The sequence below is a fragment of the Marinobacter sp. F3R08 genome (assembly GCF_018860425.1).
Classification (GTDB): domain Bacteria; phylum Pseudomonadota; class Gammaproteobacteria; order Pseudomonadales; family Oleiphilaceae; genus Marinobacter.
Window position 1 is genome coordinate 14,315 of the sequence record NZ_JAHKPI010000014.1, and the last position, 20,870, is coordinate 35,184.

Below are 20,870 nucleotides of genomic sequence, written 5' to 3' on the forward strand. Positions count from 1 at the left end.
ATGGAGTCGTACATTTCACCCGGGTTGATTATCAGCCTGATCGTTGTCGCAATCGGCATTTTTATCATTGCCAAGGGTCTGGTGATCGTACGCCAGTCAGAGGTAATGGTCATCGAGCGCCTCGGCTCGTTCAACCGGATCCTCGAAAGCGGCGTCAATATCATCATTCCCTTTATCGAACGACCGCGGCCCATCAGCATGATTCGTTATGTCCGCATGGGAGATGAGTACCACCCGGTGACCAGCGATGAGGCCCGGATCGACCGTCGGGAAACAGTTATGGACTTCCCGGGACAGCCGGTGGTCACCACAGACAACGTGACCGTGAAGATCAACGGCGCCCTTTACTACCAGATCATCGACCCGCGCCGGGCCGTGTATGAAGTGGCCAACATGAGTCAGGCGGTGGAAGTTCTTGCCAAGACCACGCTGAGGTCAGTAGTGGGCAAGATGGAACTGGACCGGCTGTTCGAATCCCGCAGCGAGGTGAACAACGCCATTCAGGCAGAAATGGAAGAGGCCGCCTCCAAGTGGGGCGTTAAGCTGACCCGCGTTGAGGTCCAGGACATCAGCATGCCGGAAGAAGTGGAAGAGGCTATGCGGCTGCAGATGGCTGCCGAGCGCAAGCGCCGGGCCACGGTCACCGAGGCTGAAGGGGAAAAATCAGCAGCCATCGCCATGGCACAGGGACAACGCGAATCAGCCATTCTGAATGCTCAGGGCGACAAGGAATCGGCCATTCTCCGGGCTCAGGGTGAGCAGGAGTCCATCCGCCTGGTACTCAGCGCCATGGGCGATACCGAGGAAAACAAGCAGACCGTTATCGGCTACCTGCTGGGCCAGAGCTACATCAAGGTCCTGCCCAATATGGCGAAAGACGGAGAACGCGTGTTCGTGCCCTATGAATCCTCAGCTCTGCTGGGCTCCATGGGTATGTTTCGAGAGCTCGCTGGCAGCCCTGAAGATACGGTTCGTCAGCATTTGCAGCGCGACGGCCTGCGCGGCGGACTGGTCGGTTCTGCCGGCAACAGCTGAGCCCGGAACCCGCTCTAACCCAGGAGATTGTCCAGGGGTTGCTCGTAGCTGGGGGCAAACACCTTCAGGAAATAGGCAACCTCTGGCAACCCGTCCTCCTCCAGCCGCTGACGGATCTGTTCAGCGGCTGGCTCAAACTCTGCATTGCCAGCCCGGATCTCAGCCCGGCACTTGAGCCACGCTGACAGCCGGTCTGCTGCCTTGATCAGCTCCTTATCCTCAGCCGGCAACTGCGATTCCCGAACATAGGGCGAAAAGTCCTCGCGCAGATCCTCCGGCAACAACGCCAGCAATTCAGCCTCCGCCTTGTGTTCAATGTCCCCGAAGGCCTCACGCATAACCCGGGAATGGTATTTCACCGGTGTGGGCATGTCGCCGGTAATGACCTCCGTCGCATCATGGTAGAGCGCGGCCGCGGCGATCCTGTCCGCATTCACCTGGCCATCAAAATGCCGGTTGCGGATGATGGCAAGCGCATGGGCGAGGGTGGCCACCTCCCAGGAATGAGTGGCCACGTTTTCGTCGATGGCATTTCGCATCAAGCCCCAGCGCTTGATCCAGCGCAGGCGTGATACATAGGCAAAAAAGTGGCTGGCAACTGCTCCCATCATTTACAAACCTGTCGTACCTGAATTCATCATTTTCTATCTCTTGCCCTGAACTCAACGAACATTCAGGTTAAATGCGATAACAACGTTACCGCTGCTTCCTACCTCCGCACTTCGGGCCGGATCCAGCAGGAACAACTGATCAGCCGGTACCTTGTGAGTTTGCAGAAGGACATTACGCAGGGTCACACCCCGCGAAGAAGCAAGATTGCTCAGAGCCTCCGGCGCCAGTGAACGCTCTCCGGCCAGATAGGCTTTCCGGGCCTCCTGCCATGCATCCTCAGACAGTGTCTGCTCACCACTTCGGGTCAAATCCTCCCGAAACAGGGCAAGACCGTCGACCTCGGGTTCCACATTTCCCCGAACACTCAGCAGCAGGTTGGGGCGTCCCAATAATGCCTCAGCCAGCGCAGCCAGTTTTTCAGCCTCACCTTCCGCCAACTGGATACTGCCGGGAATAAAGCTCACCTTCCCCAATTCCTCGCCGCTCAAACCGGCCAGTTCCGCAATTGAGCCCAGCATGCTGAACGGAGACGCCGCTGCCTTCGTCAGCAGATTCACAAACGTTTTCATCACAACCTTGCCGACACTGAAGTCCGGATCGGCAAGGTCACCACTGATGGGCAACTCCACTTCAACAACCCCGTTATTGTCTCGCAATAGTGCCAGTCCCAGCTTGACCGGTGCGTTGACGGCCTGGTCGCTGTCGATGGTTGAGCCCAGTTCCAGACGATCCAGCTTCACCAGATTGGACGCATCGATACGTGATCCGGCAATTTCGTAATCCAGATTCAGGTCAAGCTTGCCGCTGTCCACCCCGTAGCCCAGATACCGGCCAAAATAGGGTGACAGAGCCGGTAAGGACAGGTTCTGCATCATCAGCTTCAGTTCGCTGACATCCTCCGTACCGAGAGTCCCGAGGGCCCCCTCGAATTCCAGATCTGCAACGCCACCAACCTGCCCCCGAATGGACACCTTGCCCTGCTGTGGAGAAATGTTGCTGAGGCCGGTTACGCTGCCGTTCAGGTCATCGAATGACGTGGTGAAGGCCGGCTCAAGGGTGCGATCCGTGTACGCCAGCTCACCACTCTCGAGCATCAGCTGGCCAATCCGGAAAATGAATTCCGGCTCCGAATCAGACCCGCTCTGTGAGTCTGAAGGTGGATTTTGCGCCGCGGCAGCACCAGATGCTTTGGCTATACGCTCCACGTTATGAACATTGTCGGTATTGCGGACAATGTTGATAACCGGCTGAGCCAGAGTCACCGTGCCAATCTCAAGCCGGGCGGGATATACGTTGTATTCAATCGGCGCCAGTCTCAGGGTTTGCCAGGACACCAGGGAACCGGAACTATCGGGCAGTTTCAGATCCAGGCCGGCCACTTCGGCGGTGCCGCTAAAGGTGCCGGTCAGAGGCTCCTGCTGACCATCGAGGTCGAGGTTGCCGTCAACTCCCAGCGTACCACTGGTGATGGCAAGGTTTGCGCCTTCCTGAAGGTAGGGTTCAAAGGCCGAGAGGGCCACACCGCTTCCGGAGATGGCGGCCTCAAGGGTGAACGGTTCAGGCGATACCTGTCCGTTCAGAGCGAGTTGCCCTCCACTGGCCAGGGCTCCCCGCACGTCGTAAGTAACCGGCTCTTCGAGTTCGTGACTGAGGTGCCCAACCGAAATAGAGAGCTGCTCAAGAGCAAGGTCAGCCGGCGTCTCCGGCTGCCTGTCGTGCCAGAGCACCCGCCCCCCGGAGAGCTCTATACCCGCGACTGACCAGCGAAAAGGTTGGCCACCGGAGGAACCGTCGCTGGCGTCTTCAATCTCACCGGATGCCAGCGGCGACAACCAGTCAATCTGCCCCTCGGCTCCCCGGGTGAGGGAGAGATCCATGTTCTCCAGCGAAACCTGGCCAATGCTGATTTCTCGCTGGCTCAGGTCAAAATCGATGGCCTCAATTGACAGCATTTCATTGCTCAATCCAGCCTGTTCGCTCTGCTCATCCAGGGCGATTTCGAGATTTGCGAGATCCAGCTGACCATTCGTTGTCTTCAGGTAAAAGGTATCTCCTGCCTGGACTTCATAATCCGAGCTGAGGGTAACGCTACCGCCACGAAGATCGTAAGGGAAAAACGGCGCCAGAAAATGAGCCAGGATTTCAGAGCCCACGGATGACACCTTGAGGGTACCGTGGGAATACAGTGGTGCGACACTCAGGTCTCCCTGCCACTCGACCGTCTGGCTCCCCAGCGCCGCCATCAGGGAATAATCGCTGTCCTGTCCCTCCCGCCGCCAGGTGGCGAAGTCACTCAGGGTGAGATCCAGCGGCGTGACACGGAACTCCGCCATGTCCTGCCCGGTGAAATCCCGAAACAATACTTCGCCACCATTGAGAACAATGTGTCCGAAATAAAGCTGGGGGAGCTCCGGGGTGTCTTCCGTGTTGTCAGCGGCCGGCTGCGCCGGAGCGGGTTCTGGATTGGCCGCCTGCCAGTCTCTGGCAAGGTTGATGCTATAGTCCCTCAGCAGATCCAGCCGGACATAGGGTTCATCCAGTTGAATGGTCTCAAAACCGACAATACCGCGAACCAGCTGGAAAAAATTCACATCGACCATGAACCGGTCGAAGCTGACGACCGGCTCCCCGTCACTATCGGCAGCAGACAGACCAATCGCATCGACCCGCAGTGTGAATGGATTGGTTCTGATCTCCGTTATTTCGGCCTGCCAGCCCATCCGCTCAGCCAACTGCTCTGGCACCAGGCGTTCCAGCCAATAGGGAAGTAGCAGAAAACCTGCGAGGGTATAAAGCATCAGAAGCGCCAGCAATCCGATTACCAGATTCCTGGACAGGTGACTGCGTTTATGGCTCTGGGCCACGAACATCTCCTTATAAACAACGGATTCCCGGGGCAAACTTGCCCTCCTGCCTGTCCACAAGGATAGTCGGCCTGGCCACGGTTTGTCAGCTACCTCCGTTATGGTCACGCAATAACAGCGCTGGAGCAACGCTGACACTCAGGCCTGAACCCGATATGCTTCTGACTCGTATCTACCCGGGTCGTTCACATGCCAGCATGAGGATAAGCTATGGACATCGGAGATATGCGTCGCGATTTCGAGAGTGAAGGGCTGGATCGCGAGGCGCTCGACAGTAATGCAGTCAGGCAGTTCCAGAGCTGGTTTGAAGACGCACGCGAGGCCGGCATTCTGGAACCCAACGCCATGTCGCTGGCGACCACAGGCCGCGATGGCATGCCGGATCTGCGAACCGTACTGCTCAAGTATTTTGATGACCACGGCTTCGTGTTCTACACCAATTACGGTAGCCGCAAGGCGAAAGAAATGGAAGAAAACCCCAAGGCAGCACTGCTGTTTCCCTGGATAGGCCTGAATCGTCAGGTACGCATCCAGGGCGCCGTGGAAAAAGTAGGCCGGACGGAGTCTCTGCGTTACTTCGCGTCCCGGCCAAGAGGCAGTCAGATTGGCGCCTGGGTTTCCGAACAAAGTAAGGCCATCACGTCCCGAGGACTGCTCGAACAGAAGGTGGCCGAGATCAAACGCAAGTTCAGCGAGGGTGATGTGCCCCTGCCCAGCTTCTGGGGCGGTTATCGCATTGTTCCCGAGCGTATTGAGTTCTGGCAGGGCCGACCCAGCCGGCTTCATGACCGCTTTGAATATGTGAGGGAAGCTGATGGCTGGCTCATCCAACGACTGCAGCCCTGATACCGGGCCTGCCATCTGGCTGTGTCACCAGATGGATGCGCCTGACATTGCCCACCCTCTCTGGCTGACAGAATACGAGCATAAGACAGCAAGCAAGTTCAGCGGCCCCCGGGAAAGGGAGTACCTGTCGAGTCGCTGGCTGATACGCCAGGCTATTGGTAAATCTGCCTTGGTAGCGCCAAAGCTTTGCCGCCCGGTGGCTGGCCGTCCCAATGCCTCCCTTGAGCCAGAAGGATGGCGGTTGTCCCTGAGCCACAGCCATGGATTGTCTGCCTGCGCCACCCGCGCCAGCTCACCCATAGGCCTGGATCTGGAGCCTTGCCAGCGCCATGCGCAATGGCAAAAAGTGGTGAAACGGTGGTTTTCCCCTGTCGAACAGGAATGGTTGTTCGAGGAAGGCGACTCCAGTACCTTCCTCAAGGTATGGACCCTGAAAGAAGCCTGGCTGAAGGCCACCGGCCGGGGCATCGCCGGTAACCTGCAGACACTGGAGATACGAAAGGGTTTCGAGATCTACGGCGACCAGCCCGAACAGGACTGGCAGGCCGCCTGCGGCTATCTGGAAGGCTATCTGGTCACCGTGGTGTATCGAGGAGTCCGGCCTGTCTGGCCGGAAATCACCTTACTGGAACCGCCGCCACAAGGCTTTACCCTGGTGGACGCCGAGCCCATTGAGAGCGTCTGGGAGCCACTGTTGCAACGCACCATTCGCCCCAAAAACCCGTAATCCGGGCCAGACACCGTTAACACAGGTCACTCTATGGATAATCCCGAACGCTGCCCCTGGTGTGGCGACGACCCTCTCTACGTGCACTATCACGACACCGTATGGGGCCGCCCCGAATACGACAATCTCGCACTGTTCGAAAAGCTTTGCCTGGACGGCCAGCAAGCCGGCCTGAGCTGGATCACCATCCTGCGCAAGCAGGAAAACTACCGTGCGGCCTATGACCATTTCAATCCTGAAAAAATCGTCCACTACGATGACGCCCGGGTGGCGCAGCTGCTGACCGATCCGGGCATTATCCGCAACCGACTGAAAGTGCAGTCGATCATCAAGAATGCCCGGGGCTATCTGGCGCTGCGGGAAAAAGGCATCGGTTTCAGTGATTTTCTCTGGTCATTCGTTGATAACCAGCCGATTCAGAACCATTGGCGCACGCACGCTGAAGTTCCCGTCACCACGCCTGAATCCGAAGCCATGTCCAAAGCCCTGAAACGCGCCGGTTTCACCTTTGTCGGCCCGACTATTGTTTATGCCTTCATGCAGGCGACGGGCATGGTGAACGATCACCTCGTGCAGTGCCCGCAGCACCGGGAATGCTATTTAATGGGCCAATGATCTCAATAGCTCAGGGGGTCGTAAGTTCTGGAGTGTTTGGAATCCCGGAGCTTCACCGTGCGCATCACTCTCGATCAACTCAGAACCAGGCAGCGTCCTGTTATCGACCTGCTTGAAATCCTGTCTCTCGAAGGCCAGCACTACATGGCCCGTCTGAGCCTGGATCAGCAGCAGCTTCTGCTTTCCGATAAAAACGGCAACACCAGCCTGTTTCGCAGTTCCTGGCAGATCCAGGATACGCTCGCGGCTTTCGATATCCGGGAAACCCAGGTGGTCCACTCTTCCGCCTACCATGAAATGGTCGGCATGGAGCCCGCAAAGATCGAGCCTCTGAGAATCCGGGTTCAGAGGCAGAAGCCGTGATCGCAGTAGCAAGACTTGCCATCCTCGTAGGTATTGCCGGGTTGATTCCATTTCTCGGTATTCTGGTCGGGCTGTTTGCCTTGCCCCAATACAGCGTTGCACTGCTGGGCTACTTCTACCTGTACAGCGCTGGCATTCTCGCGTTCATGGCGGGGGTGTACTGGCCCATTGCCATGCAGCTGGATAACTGCAGCTATCCGTTGTCGCCCCTGATCACCATGCTGCTGAGCCAGTTGTTCTTTGTCTCGGCGGGCATTGGTCTTTTGCTGCCTGTTCCGGGACAGATTCTGCTTTACACCGGTGCCTACCTTACCCTGTATCTGGTTGATGCCTTCTGGATGCGCGTGTACTGGCCCGAATGGTACCTGCGTCTGCGTCTGGTCCTGACCGCTGTGGTGCTGGCCTGCCAGTTAACAACCGCCGTGTGGTTCTTCCTCCTGCATGCCGCTCACTGAAGCCTGAAGAAACCGTGGTGCCTGATCTGTAATCAGGCACCAAAGGCATCTTCCGGGGATTCATAAAGACGCTGCAGCTTCCTGATCGCCGACTTTTCAATCTGGCGAACACGCTCCCTGCTTACGCCAAGGTCATCCGAGATCACCTGCAGGGTTTCCGGCTCCGGAAGCCCAAGGCCAAAACGCCGTGACAGGATATCCTTCTCCCGATCACTCAGCTCGCTGAGCATGGACTTGAGAGTTCTCCTGCGGTCCCTGTCCGACATCGGGTGATCCGGCGTCGTCTGGTCGCCGGCGTCCAGGCTATCGCCGAGGGTCACCGAGCCATCTTCCACCAGAGGCACGTCTGTCGACAGTTCTCTGGTCGCCAGGGCTCTCAGTTCGCCAATTCTGGACGGAGTCGCTTCCATCTCCTGCGCCAGTTCAGATTGCGAGGGTGTGCGGCCAAGATTCTGATGCATCCGCAAAGACACCTTGTGCAGCTGACGAATTTCATCAACCACGTTCTCTGGCGTGTGCACCAGACGTGTACCTCGCTGCAGGCAGCGTTTCACCTCTTCGCTGATCCACCAGTAGGCATAAGTAGAAAAACGGAAGCCCTTCGTGGGGTCAAATCGTTCCACCGCCTTGATCAGGCCGACGTTCGCGTCCTGGATCAGGTCTGACATGGGGATACCGTGCTGCCCGTAACGACGGGCAATGTGTACTGCCAGCCGGAGGTTACTCTGGATGAGCTTGCGGCGGCAGGCCGTCGCGAGGTGGAAGGCTCGTCGGCATCGAGAGGAAAAGGCACAGGCATCACCAAGGCTGCCTATCACCTCCCGGAACGTCTGCGGAGTCTCCTCCGGCAGGGCCAGTTCGACACTGACGACGCGATAGCAGCGCGTGATTTTACGGGAGAGGCGGCGTTCGGCCTCCTCTGTCAGCAGTTCATACCGGGACGCATCCCTGAAGTACAGCCCGACCAGGGAATCCCTTTCACCATCGTTGGGCGTTGTCGGAGACGGTCCCAGCCTGTCAGTTTTACGCATTACCAGGATACCGGTCAGAATTTACGTCAAAAGATACGATGTACCGGTTCTGATGGATTTACGGGGAAAGGGTAGGTGGATGCCCACAGACGGAATGGCTTCTCCGCCTGTGGGGCTACTATCGAGACAGGGGCCACTCAGGCCGCAACAATGGCATACTCGTGGTTATAGGGCTCGATCAGAACACCGTGCAAGGCGACAATCGTCTTCTCGTACTCGTCCTCATCCACCACAAACTGGATATCAACCTGGCGCATGCACTGGTGCAGGGCCAGAATGCTGATCTCCTCGTCGGCCAGGACCTTGACGGAACGGGCCAGAATGTCCGGAACCTTCATATCGCTTCCGATCGCAGAGACAACAGCCACCTTCCGGGTGTTAATCTCGGCATTGGGGAACTCTTCCTCCAGCGCCTTTACCACGCGCTTGACGTGCTTGAGCGTGCTGCCCACATAATGAGTAATGGTATTGGCGTTGGTGTCCTTGGACATGAACCGAACCTTGAAACGGCTCAGCACATCCAGAATACGACGGTCGGAACCCGGCTCGCCCTGCATATCCTGATCGAACACTTCCACCGCAAAAACACCCTTGGCGCCAGCAATGATTTCCACCTGGGGTTTCTCACTCACGTAATCGCCAGTGATCAGGGTGCCGGTGTGCTCCGGCTCGAACGTATTCATCACCCGCAACGGGATCTCGTTCTGACGCATCCCCTTACCAGCACGGGGATGAATCGCTTCCATGCCCAGGTTGGCCAACTGGTCCGCAACGTCATAGTTGGTCCGTCCCAGAGGGACAACCTTGTCGGCACCAACAATGTTGGGATCGGCGGAGCTCAAGTGATATTCCTTGTGGATGATCGCCTCACGAGCCTCGGTAATCACCGCTACCCGGCTGAAGGTCATCTCGCTGTAGCCCCGATCGAAGGTACGCATCAGGCCTTCCTTGCACTGAGCGTAACCGGTTACGATCGGCAGTTCACGAGAGAGATCCACTGCATCGAAGGCCTGCTTCAGCTTCTCGTCCAGAGGCAGAAGTTCATTGTCGCGCCAGCCGGTCAGATCCACGAAACGGGCGTTGATGCCTTCCTGCTGGAGTTTCAGGGCGGTGTTGAAGGCACTGTGAGCCTCGCCGATACCTGCCAGCATCTCACGAACCGTCAACAGGTGTTCTTCCAGCTGGAATTGACCATAGGAACACAGACGCTGCAGATCAATCAGGCAGCCACGTACACCTTCAATCCGGTCGGTTATGAACTGGTCTGCCTGCTGCTTGAGCATGGGATCCTCGAACAGCTCGCCGTTGATGTCCGTCAGAAACTTGACCAGCTTGGTGAGGTCGTCACCCCAGGCCCAGTCTGATTCGGCATCGGCGAACAGAGCATAAACCCCGGGTTCACCGGTTTTCTTGTGCTCCAGCAGTTCGTTGGTTACACCACCATAGGCCGAGACCACGAAAATGCGCTGATACAGGTCGTCCTTCTTTCGATTACCGATGATGATGTTGTCCCGGACGGCCTCGTAGTTACTCATCGAGGTGCCGCCGATTTTTTCAACGGTATGTTGTTGGCTGGTCATAGTTTCGCCTTTGCTATCCTGCAGCGTGAATGTCCGGAGGTGCAGGCGTCTTACGACGCCTTGCTTAACCCTTCCTGCATGATTTCGTCCACACTTTGTGCCAGCAGGGCAGCCCCTTTCTTGAGGTCGTCCTCACTGGTTGTGAGCGGCATCAGGCACTTGATGACTTCATCATTCGGACCACTGGTCTCAATGATCAGGCCGTGCTCAAAAGCACGCTTGGTAATCGGGCCTGTGATATCCGCGTGTTTTGCTTCAATACCACGCATCAAACCGCGCCCCTTCATTTTGAACTGTCCGGGGTACTTGTCGCAAATTGCCTGCAAGGCGTCGCCCAGAACCTTGGTCTTGGCTTTTACCTCATTGGCAAACGCATTATCTTTCCAATAGGTTTCCACCGCAGTACGCGCAGTAATGAATGCCATGTTGTTGCCGCGGAATGTACCGTTGTGTTCGCCCGGTTCCCAGACATCCAGCTCAGGCTTGAACAGCACCAGCGCCATCGGCAGACCATAACCACTGAGCGATTTGGACACAGTGACGATGTCCGGCTTGATACCGGCAAATTCAAAGCTGAAAAACTCACCGGTCCGGCCATTACCCGCCTGGATATCATCCACGATCAGCAGGATGTCGTGCTTCTTGCAAAGCTCGGAAAGACCCTTGAGCCATTCCGCACGGCAAGCGTTTAGCCCCCCTTCACCCTGAACTGCTTCCACAATGACTGCCGCTGGCACTTCAATACCGGAGGAGCCGTCACTCAACAGCTTGTCCATGATCGCCAGGGAATCTACATCTTCGCCCAGGTAACCGTCGTAGAACATGAAATCAACATTGCCCAGCGGCGTACCCACGCCACCGCGGTGATGCTTGTTGCCCGTGGCAGCAACCGCACCCATGGTGACACCGTGGAAACCGTTGGTGAATGAGATAATGCCAGTGCGGCCCTTTACCTTACGTGCCAGCTTCAGGGCAGCCTCGACGCAGTTGGTGCCGGTCGGGCCGGTAAACTGCATTTTGTAGTTCAGACCACGCGGATCAAGGATGTGCTTTTTGTAGGACTCCATGAAGTCATGCTTGGCCGTGGTAAACATGTCCAGACCCTGGCTCACACCGTCTGCCTCAATATACTCCAGCAGGGCGCTTTTCAGAATATCGTTGTTGTGGCCGTAGTTCAGTGAGCCCGCACCGGCCAGAAAGTCCAGGTATTCCTTACCATCTTCTGTGTAAAGGTGCGCATTCTTGGCACGATTGAAGATAACCGGGAACGCACGGCTGTATACACGTACTTCGGATTCAGTGGACTTGAAAATTTCCATTGTCTTTCCTCTTAGCATGTCAGGTTCGAGGTAGAAGCGCGGGGGGCTGGCCATTTGGTACAGACGTGGTCGCGATAGCCCACCGTGCCTTGGTGAAAGCCTGGTGGCAGACCTACCTCAGTAGTCCGCCGGCTTATCCAGATCACAGCTTTTCCGTCACTCACAACCCTGTTTGCGAACTACAGGATCGTCCGGTACGGGACTATCTGACTGGCTTCGTAAAAGGCCCGATGCGGAGCAGGAACTCGGAGTCGTGCTGTCCGCCGAAGTGGGTCTCTTTCTCGAAGTGCTCGTGGTAGGTGAGCTCGGCTCCCATATCACGGGCAAATGAACGGAACAGCGCCCATGAGGCATCGTTGTCGTCAGTGATGGTCGTCTCCATGTGGGTGACGTTCTTACACGCATCACGGGCAACAATGTCCTTCAGCATCCGCTTGGCCAGGCCCTGTCCACGACCTTTCTCGTGAACCGCTACCTGCCAGACAAAGACTGTCTCGGGCTGTTGGGGGGGGATATAACCGGAGATAAAGCCGACCAGATCGCCGTCCTTCTCCGCGGCCACGCCGGTCTCGGCAAAGTGGCTGCACTGCAAGAGGTTGCAGTAAATCGAGTTGGGGTCCAGCGGCGGGCATTCGGCCACGAGCTGGTGAAGCCTGAAGCCATCATCCTTCACAGGTTTGCGAAGCGTGATGGCGGTGGTATTCGAACCTTCTGATGTCATAACGAGATCATTTCTTGTCAAAAGTTAGCGCCAAATTATATAGACCACGAAATATATTTCAAGTCAGCCCTGAAAGCCGCCCACAGCAAAGCCCCGGCTCATTCTTGCAGAATAGGCCGGATTTAAGCATTCGCCAGTGACAGAATAGTTAAATCAGGGAATTAAAAATGAGGTCATTCACCCTCAGGGAGGTGCCATTTATCATCCGGTTCCGGTAGGACACGGCCGCGGGCGAGCCCGCCGGCCATAACCGGTCAAACTCCGGCAGCCAGGCCTCGAGAGAATAGGGCACGGGTAGCAGAGAGACATGCAGGCCGTGGCGCTCAACCCCGGTAACAGGCTCAATGACAGGGCTGGAAAGACCTATCCGGGTAATCAGACCGCGTGGGTCCGAGTACAGATTGCCCATACCCGCAGAGCCGTTGTTAACCACCATACGACCCCGCTCACCCACCAGACCCGACCAGAGCACCGGCAGACAGGTGTGAGTCGAAGCAATCAGGTCCGCATCTGATGCCAGAAACCACTCGGAGAGCTTGTGATCATTCCCGGCGGTGAAGGCCTCATGAGCCAGCCCCCAGCCGGCGAGTGACTCCGGATCTCCATGCACCACCAGAATCTTTAGGCCTCCAAATATCAGGCATCGATACCTCGGTAGCAAAGACAATCGCTTCTGAATATCCGGGTGCTCTTCGGCAATGCCCTGCAGTCGTTCCATGATCCGGTTCGAGCGCTCTACAACCCCCTGATCAACCGACTCCGGATAGGCACAACCGCAACCGGCACCCGCACTGGGGTTGGCCAACTCATAGTCCACATTACCCAGGCTGACGGTATGGTCCAGCACCCGGTTATTGATGGTACGGAACAGACTGTCACTGGCATTGAACCAGTTGAAGTCGCCATTGAAAACCAACCGTACCCTGTGCCCCTGACGCTCTTCCGCAAGCGCCATCTGCTCGATCTCATCGAGGGCCCACGGATTTCCGTACAGCCCACCAATGATGTACAGCACGTCTTCGGAAACGGTACGGGGTTCCTGACACAGAGAAGTCGAGGGATAGCGATACGCCAATGGACAGCTGCGACCTTCGCTCATGCGCTCAGGCCTCACCGGCAGCGAGCGAACGCCCGGCAAGACGCCGGACCAGCAACGGCGCAAAAAACCCGACCGAACATATCAGGAAGCCATAGGCATTAACTCCCAGAAGCATGGCGTATTTGCCATCACCAATGGCCCAGCTTGCCGGTATCAGACCAACTGCCAGCAAAACCCCCAGACCCAGTCCGGTCCAGAAACTCAGATGGAAGCTCCAGGGTGACCATTTGGTGAATCCGTAAAAGAGAAACACCGGCGCCAGGCCCATCACCATCGTGCCGGAAATGGTGGTGGCCTTCAGGATATCGGTACCGGCAAACATGGGCAGGTTGCCAATAAACGCGAAGATGACCATTACAACCGCCCCCACCCGCATGCTCGGCAGCTTGTCCGACGCATGCCGGGCCAGGCGGGGCAAATCAACCGCCAGGGATTTCGCCAGAGAGGTGAAGGTGGAATCCAGGGTAGAACCTGCCGAGGTCATCATCACCACACTCATAAAGAACAACGCTGCCAGCCCCAGGGACTGCCCCACCGCCGCAGGCGCATTGCCCATGGCCTCAATGCCGTTAAGCCGGGCGTGGACACCCACCAGACTGAATATAAACACCGCCACAAAGCCCAGCAACCCTGCCACCACGAAGCTCTTGAGCATGGTCTTTTCCTTGTTCACAAAGGCACGGTCAGTGAGCACCGGATCATGGAACGGATAGCTGAACAACTGCAGCAATGCCACTAACAACAAATCAAAACCGGCATTGAGCCGGAACTCGCCGTCAGTCAGAAGCTCACGGGTATCGTTGGCCGGCAGTATCAGAAACAGCACGGCGCCCACAAAGAACACAAACACGAATGCCTGAATCACATCGGTAAATATCGACGACCGCAAACCGCCTTTCAGACTGTAGGCAAGGGTAAAGAAAGTAAACAGCATCGCCGCCGCGTAATACTCCCACTCCCCGGGCAGCCCGAAATAACCGCCAACCACCGCCGTGTTGCTCCAGACCTCATTGTACAGCCGGATCAGAATCGCCGCTGCAAACGCCAGACCCGCCAGCCGGCCAAAGCGCGAGGTCAGAAAATCCTGCAAACTGCGAGCCCCGGTCTGAGTCCTGATCAGGTAGATCACATAGCCCGCCACCGGAATCGATAACCAGTAACTGGCATAGGCCAGACCGCCAACAACCCCATACGCCTCCCCCAGGTTGGCCGCATTGGTGACTGACTTGGCGAAAATCCAGCTGATAAAAATACTTGCCGTCAGCGACCACTGACCCACCGGGTTGCCCTGGTCATCCGCGCCTCTGTAGAACGAATTCGCATTCCTGCTCTTCGGCGACAGCACGTACATCACCACCCCGTAAACCAGCAGAAATCCCCAGAACAGGGTGGCTTCGCTAAAATTCATCGTCTTATTCCCGATTCAATGTCTGTCGCTTTCCAGAGTCAGCGCATAGCAAAACCCTTCACGCGGTCTGGGTGGCGGGGAGAAACTCCCCGCCGGAAAATGTCGGAGTGAAGCCGCCTTATAAAGCCGGAACAAACTCAAGCAGGCGCCGAACAACTGGCTCCGAAGCGGTAACAGGAAAAACACCGGTGATGCCGCAACATGATGCGCTCATCCATGCTCTCGGCCAGCGTGCCACCCAGATCGTACTCCGGATCGTCATCCACCAGCGTGCAGGCATACACCCGAACCTCATCATTTTTCTTCACCAGCATCCGGGTGTACGTGCACATAAAATGCGAACGGGCTTCTTTGGTCGGATACTTTTCCATGCAGGTCTCGGTAATCTCCGGACTGCCATCTTCCGACCCGGGCGTACCCAGATCCGGAAACGCGGTGAAGGCCAGATCCTCGGGAATACTCCACGTCCGGAAAATAGCCCTGAACGCCTCTTCCACATCCGCAGGGATTTCCTCCGGATCGGTCTGGCGAGCAATAGACACCTTGAAACCCTGCTCAATCAGCCAGTGGATGCCCTCCAGTGCCTGCTCGAAGCTGCCATCACCGCGATCCTTGTCATGCCGTGCGCGATCGGGGAAATCGAGGCTGACCCGAAAATGGATCGGGTAGGGATTATCCAGCAATGGAAGCACCTGATGCCGGCGTCTGAGCAGAGGCTCGGTGGCGTTGGTCAGCACAAAACAGGGCCGATGCTGGCTGGCGTAGTTCAGGATATTTACAAAGTCCCGAATCACAAACGGCTCGCCCCCGGTGAAGGAAAACTGTTCCACGCCCATGTCGATGGCTTCGTGGATAAAGGGCTTCACATCACTCAGCTTCATGCCCGGGATCCGCCCGTCGCCGGGGTGTGAGCCCTCAAGACAGAAAGGGCAGGCCAGGTTGCAGGCGGTACCAGTGTGGATCCACAGTTCCTTGAGCTTGTCCGCGTCAATGTAACCACGGGGGTCACCCTTGCGGGTGTGGGTCCAGCTATCGCGGGCCCGGGGTTCCAGGAGTTCCACGGCCGGAATACGTGTACTACGGGCCGGTCTGGCTTCGATCAGGGGCATAGATGCTCCTCAGTAGTTCAATATCGTGGGGCCAAAGACAGGGGCGAGGCTGATTTAGTTCAGCCGTCGCCCGATTTTTGTCAGCCTGTGGTCACGTCTTTGTGTTTTTCCTGCTGACTTCCACCCTTGCCACGGCGCCAGCCGTGGAGCTTCTCCAGCAGCTTCAGAATGCCTTCGGGGGCATGAGCCCGTTTCCACTCGCCCGCTGCGTACTTGGCAGATTCGTTCCAGGTCGGGTAGGGGTGAATGGTGCCCAGAATCTTGTTCAGGCCAAGACCGTGTTTCATGGCCAGGGTGAACTCGGCGAGAATTTCACCGGCGTGGGCACCAACAACCACCACGCCCAGGATCTTATCCTTGCCAGGCGGGGTCAGTATCTTGATGAAGCCATAATCCTCACTCTCGGCAATGGCACGGTCGAGATCATCCAGTCCGTAACGGGTGACCTCATAGGCCACGCCCTGATCCCTGGCTTCGGCTTCACTGAGCCCCACCCGGGCCACCTCCGGCGAGGTAAAGGTCACCCACGGCATCACCCGGTAATCGACTTTGAAGCGCTTGAACTGACCAAACAGACCGTTAACCGCGGCGTACCAGGCCTGATGCGCTGCCGCATGAGTGAACTGATAGGGCCCGGCCACATCGCCACAGGCAAATACGTTGGGATAACGCAGGCTCATATCTTCGTCTACCGATACAGTTCCGTTCGGCAGGGTATCGACGCCGATCCGGTCAAGATTCAGCCCCGTGGTGTTGGCACGACGGCCGACCGCGACCAACACCTGATCGAACGGAATCCGCACACGCTCACCCTGATGCTCGCAGTAGGCAACTTTCTCGTTTTCTTCGATGCAGAACTCCACCGCCGAGTGTTTCAAACGGACATCGACACCGTCTGCCTGAAACTGCTTGAGAATCAGTTCGGAGACATCAGCATCCTCTTTTGCCAGCAGACGCTCACCCATTTCCACCTGAATCACCTGGCTTCCCAGTCTGGCGAAGGCATGAGCCAGCTCCGAACCAATGGGGCCGCCACCCAGCACAAGCAGACGCTCAGGCTGTTCCTGCAGCTCCCACAGGTTATCCGACGTCAGCGGCTGCATGTCTTTCAGCCCGGGGATCGGGGGCACGGCAGGCCTGCCTCCGGTGGCCACAATGATACTGCGGGCCGTCAGGCGCTCGGTGCGGCCATCATTGTGTCTGACTTCAAGTTCCCAGGGTGATACGAAGCTCGCTTCGCCCGAGATACAGTCAACGCCGAGTTTCTGATAACGCTCCGGTGAATCATGGGGCTCCACCTTGGCAATAACCTCCTGGACCCGGTTCATAACCTTCTTGAAGGAACCGTTCACCGGCACTGACTCCAACCCGTAGCGGTTGGCATGGCGCAGGGTATCCGCCGCCTTGGCACTGCGGATGAGGGCCTTGGAGGGCACGCAGCCGGTATTCAGGCAGTCACCCCCGAGTTTGTGCTTTTCAATCAGGGCCACCTTGGCTTTCACGGCGGCAGCAATGTAGGCAGACACCAGTCCCGCGGAGCCACCGCCAATCACCAGCAGGTTGTAATCGAATTGTTCAGGTTTCTGCCAGCCGGCATAAACCTTGCGCCGGCGAATAAAGCCGACCACAAATTTGGCAATCAGGGGAAACAGACCCAGCAGGGCGAACGAGAGCAGCAGATCCGCCGACACGATATCGGCGGTGGACTGAATCTGGCCAAGCTGGGTACCGGCGTTCACGTACACAAAGGTTCCCGGCAGCATGGCAATCCAGCTCACCAGGGCATAAGTGCGCAGCTTCATGGCGGTCAGGCCCATGGCCAGATTAATCAGGAAGAAGGGAAACACCGGCACCAGACGGAGGGTTGCCAGATAGAACGCGCCGTCCTTCTCTATGCCCCGGTCCATTTTTGCCACGGTCTCGCCATACCGCTTGCGCAGTGTATCCCGCATCAGAAAACGCGCTACGAGGAACGCCAGTGAGGCACCGACCGTGGAGGCAATCGACACCGCCGCCAGACCGTACAGGTTCCCGAAGAACGCGCCCCCGGCCAGGGTCATGATCGTAGCTCCGGGCAGAGACAGTGCCGTGACCACAACATAGACAGCAACAAAACCTAGCACTGCAACCACCAGATTCTCGCTTATCCAATTATCGAGAAACTGCTGGTTCTGCTTCAGGTTTTCGAGGGTCAGAAGCTCACTGCCACCGCTGACGATAAACCCGACGATCACGGCTGCGATCAACGCAACCAGGACCCATTTTTTTAGTGTCATGAAACAATCCTTTCTAACTTGAACGTGATACCGCAAAGACACGCCAGATCCGGAAGTGTTACACCAGACCTGTTAATTCTGTTTCCGTTGCCGGGTTAATTATGTTGTACGTCGTTTCTTCAACTATTGTGTCAACGATTACTCATGAATATCTAACAAATCGATCACGACTGCCCTGAAACTAATTAAAGGAACTATTTACTGACTTTGCGAACTTAATGCTATTATTGAACGATTGCTCATAAAAGGAAAGCACAATGGCCGATTCAGCTCCCCTCAAGGAAGCAGCCCTGATTGAGAGCCTGAAAGCAGGGGACAATCAGTCTTTTCAGGAAGCGGTTCGCACCTTCACTCCGGGAATGCTGGCCGTCGCCCGTTTCTATCTGGATCACTCCAGTGCAGAAGAGGTGGTTCAGGACTGCTGGGTTTCGGTTATTGACGCCATTCAGAGATTCGAAGGCCGGTCAGGCCTGAAAACCTGGCTACACCGTATCGTTGCCAACCGCTGCAAAAACCGGCTTCGTACTGTCAAAAGGGAAGTCTCAGCGGATTTTTCCGAGAGCCTCGAGCCGGAACTGGCCGATCGCTTCAACGCCAAAGGACGCTGGGATGTGCCGCCAAAGCTGCAATTTCACGATTCCGCAGACAGGCTGATAGAAAACGACGCTCTCAGTGATTGCCTCGACAAACACCTCTCCACTCTGCCGGAAACCCAACGTTCGGCTCTGATGCTCTATGAAGCCCATCAGCACAAATCCGACGACGTTTGTAACATTCTGGACGTCAGCGCCTCTAACCTTCGTGTACTTTTACACCGTGCAAGGCAAAAGATCTTTCTGATGGTTGAAACATTTCAGGAGACGGGCGAATGCTGATGTGCAAGGAACTGGCTGCCATTGCCAGCGATTACATTGATGGTGAACTGACCGGTATGCAAAACCTGTCCGTGAAAATGCACCTGATGATGTGCAAGGACTGCCGGACCTTTATTGGTAACCTGCGAGCGAGTAGCGACTTGCTCAGCGCCCACTCATCAGGGCGGGCGCAGGAAGAGTTTCTGCGCCGGATTGATGAACGGGTGGCCGATGCGCTCGAAGAGCGCAAGACCGGGACAGGCGATCATGAATGACCGTCCGGATTTCGTTCTAAAGTGCCATTGGCCCAGTCCCCGCCAGGCGGTTCAATGACAGGGTCTTTCCCTTTGAATCGGCTTGCGGAGGCCTACAATGATAAAAGTCAGCGTTCTGTACCCGAAAACCAACGACAGCACCTTCGATATTGGCTACTACCGTGACACCCACATGGCACTGGTTCGCGACCGGCTCGGTGATGCGTGCAAACGCACCGCCATTGAATCCGGCCTTGCCGGTGGTGCGCCGGGGCAGGAACCCACCTACATAGCCATGGGTCACCTTTATTTCGAATCTGTCGACCAGTTCCAGAGTTCGTTTGGCCCCCACGCCAGGGAAATTCTCGGCGATATTCCCAACTTTACCAATGTGGAACCAACGGTACAGATCAGCGAAGTGATCGAATAGCCATCCACCTCAGTGGGCGTGGAGAGGGAATAAAACCTCTGATTCAGGAGGACATTCACATCAGGTATTGAGGATCTCCAATGACCGCAAACATCCCGCACGAGAGAAGAGCTGCCATTGTCTCCGCCCTGTCGGGCGGCTGGGTCGCTGACGCCGCAAGCCTGGGAGTACATTGGCTGTACAACAGCAAACGCATCGCAGAAGTTGGCGGCCAGACACCGGAGTTCTTACCCCCCCGGGCCGACTACTACTCCGGGGGTTTCGGTTATTTTGCCCATGAGGGCAAACACGTGGGCGATGTGAGTCACTATGGCGCCGCCACCGGCGTCCTCACAGAGAGTTTGTTGGCGAACAGCGGCACACTGGATATCCGGGACTACCAACGGCGTTTCCGCACCTTTTTCGGGCCGGGCGGGCAATGGCAGGGATATATCGACAATCCGACACGGATCACGCTTGAGAACTTCCATACGATTGAGCGGAAGGCGATCGAGCAGGCACAGTCCAGCATGCCCGGTGAGTTAACGGACGAACAGAAGCGGATACTGGTACAGAAAGTGGTGCCCTACACCCGGCACCTGAGCGGCGAACAGCTGGTTCAGCCGGTACGCGAGGCCATCAGCCTGACCTTTGAGGAAGCAAAGATTCAGGAAGCCGGTGTCCTTCTGGCGCAAACTATTGACCGCCATTTGTTATCAGAAAGTGGTGCCGACGATAAACAGCTGCCAGCGGTCAGCAAACTGCCCCCACTGGTGGCCGCCTACTGCGGGCGTCCCGACCTGCTGGACGTCACGGAAGCTGCGGTTCGGGTGACCAACCACAACGACACGGCCGTTGCCTGGGCAAAATGTGCTGCGGTACTTCTGGATCAGCTCTTCCAGGGCAAGGCACTTTCTGAGGCCATGGACGCTGCCATCACCGAGGCGCCCGATCAGGCATCACTGGAGCGCGCCCGTACAGGTTCTCAACTGGACGGGGTTGATGCCGGCGATACGTTTGGTCGTACTTGCTATCTGCATGAGGCCATGCCCGTGATATTTCACATCCTCACACATGCCCGAGGGTATCAGGAGGCCATCCGCGCCAACATCCACTGTGGCGGTGACTCCTGCGGCCGCGCCTGGATCATTGGGACCGCCATGGCAACCCTCCATGGCGTGGGAGGTCCCCGGGGCATGCCCCTGAGCTGGCTGGCCCAGATAACCAATGCAGCGGCCACTTATCGGGATATCGAGTTACTGGTGCACGGTTCATGGAACCAAGCCTGAATAC

General features: G+C 56.9%; 20 protein-coding genes. 10 read left to right on the forward strand and 10 right to left on the reverse strand.

Annotated elements, in window-relative coordinates:
* Positions 1-1,035 carry an SPFH domain-containing protein gene (locus KO499_RS03175; protein ID WP_215982271.1) on the forward strand — a complete coding sequence of 345 codons (1,035 nt, stop codon included), beginning with the start codon at positions 1-3 and terminating at the stop codon, positions 1,033-1,035.
* A 14-nt stretch (positions 1,036-1,049) separates the two neighbouring features.
* Here KO499_RS03175 and yfbR read toward each other — a convergent pair whose 3' ends face one another.
* Together yfbR and KO499_RS03185 are read right to left on the reverse strand one after the other, a co-directional pair.
* A complete protein-coding gene (gene yfbR / locus KO499_RS03180) occupies positions 1,050-1,643 on the reverse strand; it encodes a 5'-deoxynucleotidase (RefSeq protein ID WP_215983364.1) in 594 nt (197 codons plus the stop codon).
* A 54-nt stretch (positions 1,644-1,697) separates the two neighbouring features.
* Positions 1,698-4,517, reverse strand: a complete 2,820-nt coding sequence (locus KO499_RS03185) for a DUF748 domain-containing protein (RefSeq protein WP_215983365.1) — start codon at positions 4,515-4,517, stop codon at positions 1,698-1,700.
* A 204-nt stretch (positions 4,518-4,721) separates the two neighbouring features.
* Between KO499_RS03185 and pdxH the strand changes: the two genes are divergently transcribed.
* Genes pdxH through KO499_RS03210 form a run of 5 tightly spaced genes read left to right on the forward strand, consistent with a single transcriptional unit; the run spans position 4,722 to position 7,517 of the window.
* Entirely contained in the window at positions 4,722-5,357 is a 636-nt protein-coding gene (pdxH, locus tag KO499_RS03190) for a pyridoxamine 5'-phosphate oxidase (RefSeq protein ID WP_215982272.1), read from the forward strand.
* Positions 5,326-6,084, forward strand: coding sequence for a 4'-phosphopantetheinyl transferase family protein (locus KO499_RS03195; RefSeq protein WP_215982273.1), 759 nt, complete (start codon positions 5,326-5,328; stop codon positions 6,082-6,084). Before pdxH ends, KO499_RS03195 begins: the two co-directional genes overlap by 32 nt.
* A 33-nt stretch (positions 6,085-6,117) precedes the next feature.
* The gene (locus tag KO499_RS03200; RefSeq protein ID WP_215982274.1) at positions 6,118-6,699 is read left to right on the forward strand and encodes a DNA-3-methyladenine glycosylase I; all 582 of its coding nucleotides are present in this window, start codon (positions 6,118-6,120) and stop codon (positions 6,697-6,699) included.
* A 57-nt stretch (positions 6,700-6,756) separates the two neighbouring features.
* Positions 6,757-7,062, forward strand: a complete 306-nt coding sequence (locus KO499_RS03205) for a DUF6482 family protein (protein ID WP_215982275.1) — start codon at positions 6,757-6,759, stop codon at positions 7,060-7,062.
* Positions 7,059-7,517: a DUF3429 domain-containing protein gene (locus KO499_RS03210; protein WP_215982276.1), complete on the forward strand. Its 459-nt coding sequence runs from the start codon at positions 7,059-7,061 to the stop codon at positions 7,515-7,517. Before KO499_RS03205 ends, KO499_RS03210 begins: the two co-directional genes overlap by 4 nt.
* 32 nt (positions 7,518-7,549) lie before the next feature.
* On the opposite strand, the gene KO499_RS03215 is transcribed toward KO499_RS03210, so the two are convergent.
* From KO499_RS03215 to KO499_RS03250, 8 genes are all read right to left on the reverse strand, one after another.
* A complete protein-coding gene (locus KO499_RS03215; protein WP_215982277.1) occupies positions 7,550-8,548 on the reverse strand; it encodes a sigma-70 family RNA polymerase sigma factor in 999 nt (332 codons plus the stop codon).
* A 137-nt stretch (positions 8,549-8,685) separates the two neighbouring features.
* Entirely contained in the window at positions 8,686-10,128 is a 1,443-nt protein-coding gene (locus tag KO499_RS03220) for an aspartate kinase (RefSeq protein ID WP_215982278.1), read from the reverse strand.
* A 50-nt stretch (positions 10,129-10,178) separates the two neighbouring features.
* Entirely contained in the window at positions 10,179-11,447 is a 1,269-nt protein-coding gene (gene ectB, locus KO499_RS03225; RefSeq protein WP_215982279.1) for a diaminobutyrate--2-oxoglutarate transaminase, read from the reverse strand.
* Positions 11,448-11,649: 202 nt separating this feature from the next.
* Positions 11,650-12,168 (reverse strand): diaminobutyrate acetyltransferase, encoded by a 519-nt coding sequence (gene ectA, locus KO499_RS03230; protein WP_215982280.1) that lies wholly within the window; start codon positions 12,166-12,168, stop codon positions 11,650-11,652.
* 148 nt (positions 12,169-12,316) lie between these two features.
* Entirely contained in the window at positions 12,317-13,267 is a 951-nt protein-coding gene (locus KO499_RS03235) for a hypothetical protein (protein ID WP_215982281.1), read from the reverse strand.
* Between the two features lie 4 nt (positions 13,268-13,271).
* Positions 13,272-14,675 carry a sodium:solute symporter family transporter gene (locus KO499_RS03240; protein ID WP_215982282.1) on the reverse strand — a complete coding sequence of 468 codons (1,404 nt, stop codon included), beginning with the start codon at positions 14,673-14,675 and terminating at the stop codon, positions 13,272-13,274.
* 137 nt (positions 14,676-14,812) lie between these two features.
* Complete coding sequence (locus KO499_RS03245; RefSeq protein WP_215982283.1) at positions 14,813-15,784, reverse strand: radical SAM protein; 972 nt, start codon at positions 15,782-15,784, stop codon at positions 14,813-14,815.
* Positions 15,785-15,864: 80 nt separating this feature from the next.
* A complete protein-coding gene (locus KO499_RS03250) occupies positions 15,865-18,060 on the reverse strand; it encodes an FAD-dependent oxidoreductase (RefSeq protein WP_215982284.1) in 2,196 nt (731 codons plus the stop codon).
* A gap of 257 nt (positions 18,061-18,317) precedes the next feature.
* On the opposite strand from KO499_RS03250, the gene KO499_RS03255 reads away from it, so the two are divergent.
* From KO499_RS03255 to KO499_RS03270, 4 genes are all read left to right on the forward strand, one after another.
* Positions 18,318-18,935, forward strand: coding sequence for an RNA polymerase sigma factor (locus KO499_RS03255; protein ID WP_215982285.1), 618 nt, complete (start codon positions 18,318-18,320; stop codon positions 18,933-18,935).
* Positions 18,929-19,189, forward strand: a complete 261-nt coding sequence (locus KO499_RS03260) for a zf-HC2 domain-containing protein (RefSeq protein WP_215982286.1) — start codon at positions 18,929-18,931, stop codon at positions 19,187-19,189. Before KO499_RS03255 ends, KO499_RS03260 begins: the two co-directional genes overlap by 7 nt.
* A 97-nt stretch (positions 19,190-19,286) precedes the next feature.
* The gene (locus KO499_RS03265) at positions 19,287-19,598 is read left to right on the forward strand and encodes an EthD family reductase (RefSeq protein ID WP_215982287.1); all 312 of its coding nucleotides are present in this window, start codon (positions 19,287-19,289) and stop codon (positions 19,596-19,598) included.
* Between the two features lie 80 nt (positions 19,599-19,678).
* Complete coding sequence (locus KO499_RS03270; protein WP_215982288.1) at positions 19,679-20,866, forward strand: ADP-ribosylglycohydrolase family protein; 1,188 nt, start codon at positions 19,679-19,681, stop codon at positions 20,864-20,866.
* Positions 20,867-20,870 lie beyond the last annotated feature (4 nt).